Below are 3,108 nucleotides of genomic sequence, written 5' to 3'. Positions count from 1 at the left end.
CGCCCAGGCCACACTCGATCACGAGAGCCTGGTCCTCGACGAGTCCTCGGTTCGTCAGCCCGCACTCACCTGACAAGCCCGGCAGCTCAACGCTGGCGGGTTGTTTTTTTGCACCGGATGAACCCCTGTCCGGTCGTGACGTGCGTGCCCAAGGCATTTGCCTAGGCGCGCACGTCACTCGTTTCGTCATAGCGTTAGACATGGTTGTGGACGTCTTTAGACGTCCACGTCCTTACCAGTCCGTAACCTGACGAGTGCTAACCCCGAGGGGAGAGCCAACCCCCGGCGGGGTATCTGACCCTGCTACGCGCCGCCTCTATCGAGGCCCCGTGCGACCTGCGGGATGTCCTCTTTGTCCCTGCGCGACCCCCGAACCGACGCCGCGGAAGCTTCCGCTGCCGCCGCGTTGAGCGATGTGCGTGAGTTGGTCGAGCAGGTCCGTGCGGTGAACGTCGACGATCATGCTTCCAGTTCGGCTCCGTCCGGCGTGTACTTCACGCCACGTGCACGGATTCCATGAACGTCACAGGAACTCGGCAGAGACTCAGCTCGCTTTTTCGGTATCATTGTATCCGTTATTCATGTAGGGCGCACCCACAGCTGCCGTGAACAACCTTCGACGGCTCCTGAGGACCACACACCACCGTCAACAAACCCTCAAGCTCACCGGGGGTGGGACGTCAACTCCGTTCTCAAGACTCAGTCATGTCACTCTCCCTCCTACCGAAGGAAACGACTATGGCAACGCTCCTCTACAGACTGGGCAGGTTCGGGGCACGACGGTGGCGAACGGTGTTGAGCGGGTGGGTGCTGGCCCTCGGCGTCGTGGCCGTCGTGGGCGTCTCGTTCGCGGGCACGCTCCAGGACAGCGATTCCATCCCCGGCTCGCCGGCCGAGACCGCGCTGACCAAGATGGACCGGCACTGGCAAGAACCGGACGGCACACCCGGGCAGATCGTCTTCCAGGCGCCTTCCGGCCACAAGGTGACCGAGCCCGACCTGCAGAAGTCCCTCGAAGCGACCCTGGACGCGACCAGTGACGTAGACGGGGTGATCGGGGTCGTCAACCCGATCGAGGAGGGCGATGTCTCCGAGGACGGGCGCACCGCCGTCGCCGACATCCTCTTCGACGCCGAATTGGCCGAGGATGATGCGGGCAGCGTGGCGTTGCGGGCCGTCCAGGACGCGGGCGTCGAGGCGCGAGACGCGGGCCTGAAGACCGTGTACGGCGGTAATGCCTACGAGCCGGCTGAATCGCTCCTCGGGCCCGTCGAGCTGATCAGCCTTGGCGTGGCACTGGCCGTCCTGGTGATCACGTTCGGCTCACTGCTCGCTGCCGGCCTTCCGCTGATCACCGCCATTGTCGGCATCGCCGCCGCCATGCTCGCCATCATCGGGCTGGCGTCGGTGTTCGACATCTCCGAAAACGCCCCGACCCTGGCGATCATGCTGGGACTGGCCGTCGGCATCGATTACGCCCTGCTCATCGTCTCCCGCCACCGCGCCCAACTCGCCAACGGCACCCCCGTACGGGAGTCCATCGCCAAGGCCACCGCGACCGCCGGCAGCGCCGTCGTCTTCGCCGGCGCCACTGTCGTCATCGCTCTGGCGGGCCTGTCCGTCGCGGGCGTCCCCATGCTGGCCTCCATGGGACTCGCTACCGCCGGAGCGGTCGCGGTCGCCGTCCTGATGGCGCTCACTCTGCTGCCCGCCATGATGAGCGCGGCCGGCCGTCGGCTCATCCCCAAGCCGGATTCACGTGCTACTCGTGACCGTGGGGCCAGGGGGAACAAGCCCACCCTAGGCGTGCGCTGGACACAGGGAGTACTGCGCCACCCCGTGCGCTGCCTGGTCCTGGGCACCACCGCCCTCATTGCCATAGCGATTCCTGCCATAGAGCTCAAGCTCGCCCTCCCCGACGCGGGGTCTAACGCCACCAGCACGTCCAGCCGCCAGGCCTACGACATGATCGACAATGCCTTCGGGCCCGGTGCGAACGGCCCCCTGGTCATCCTTGTCGAAGACGACGATCCGGAGACCATCCAGTCCACGGCCGCTGCGGTGGAGAAGAAGCTGAACACTATGGAGGGCATCGCGGATGTCAGCGGCATCGATATGGCAGAGGGGCAGGAAGCAGCCCGTATCCAAATCACTCCCACCACCGGGCCGCGTACCGAGGCGACCACTGAGCTGGTCTCCCGCCTGCGTGCGGAAATGGAGCCCATTGCCAGCTCGCACAGCAGCTACGTGGCTGTGACCGGACTGACCGCCGTCAGCATCGACCTCTCAACCAAGCTCAGCGACGCGCTGGTGCCCTTTGTCATCGTCGTGATCGGGCTCTCTCTACTGCTCCTGATGGTCGCGTTCCGGTCCGTCGCCATCCCCATCAAGGCGACCGCGGGATTCCTGTTGTCCGTCGGCGCAGCCTTCGGCGCTATTGTCGCGATCTTCCAGTGGGGCTGGCTGAGCGGTCTGCTCGGTGTGGCCAGCCTGGGCCCCGTAGCCAGCTTTGTGCCCATCATTGTCTTGGCCGTGCTGTTCGGCCTCGCCATGGACTACGAGGTCTTTTCCGTGTCCGCCATGCGCGACGACTACGTCCGGCACCGTAACGCCCGGGCGGCGATCATCGTCGGCGCGCGCAACGCGGCCCGGGTGGTGACCGCGGCCGCAGTCATCATGATCACGGTGTTCATCGGCTTCTTCTTCTCCCACGACGTAGAGATCATGCCGATCGCGTTCGCGCTGGCCTTTGGTGTCCTGGTCGACGCCTTCCTCGTCCGCATGACCCTCGTGCCCGCGGTGATGGCCCTCCTTGGCGACCGGGCCTGGTGGCTGCCCCGATGGCTCGACCGGATTCTGCCCCACCTGGCCGTCGAGGGCGAGACCCGTCGCGACCCCGACAGCGGCACCGAGGACTCCCACCCGGGGGAGTTCATCGCACGATGAGCAAATACGCCGATACCGGAATATGGATGGCTTTTGCTTCATCCTCAGACGGAACAGAGGTTTGGCAACCCGCCTGCTCGCGTGAGGAGCGCACGTGACTGCCGTCGACGCACCAGGCACCGCAGACTGCGTGCTCGTCATCGACGACGATCCCGGTATCCG

General features: G+C 65.5%; 1 protein-coding gene. It reads left to right on the top strand.

The window, feature by feature from the left end; translation table 11 throughout:
- The first annotated feature begins 738 nt into the window (after positions 1-738).
- Entirely contained in the window at positions 739-2,946 is a 2,208-nt protein-coding gene (locus ELR45_RS24680; protein WP_205857195.1) for an MMPL family transporter, read from the top strand.
- Positions 2,947-3,108 lie beyond the last annotated feature (162 nt).

It is taken from the genome of Phytoactinopolyspora endophytica (genome assembly GCF_004138495.1).
In the GTDB taxonomy this organism is placed as follows: domain Bacteria; phylum Actinomycetota; class Actinomycetes; order Jiangellales; family Jiangellaceae; genus Phytoactinopolyspora; species Phytoactinopolyspora endophytica.
This window is presented reverse-complemented; position numbering and strand designations above follow the sequence as displayed.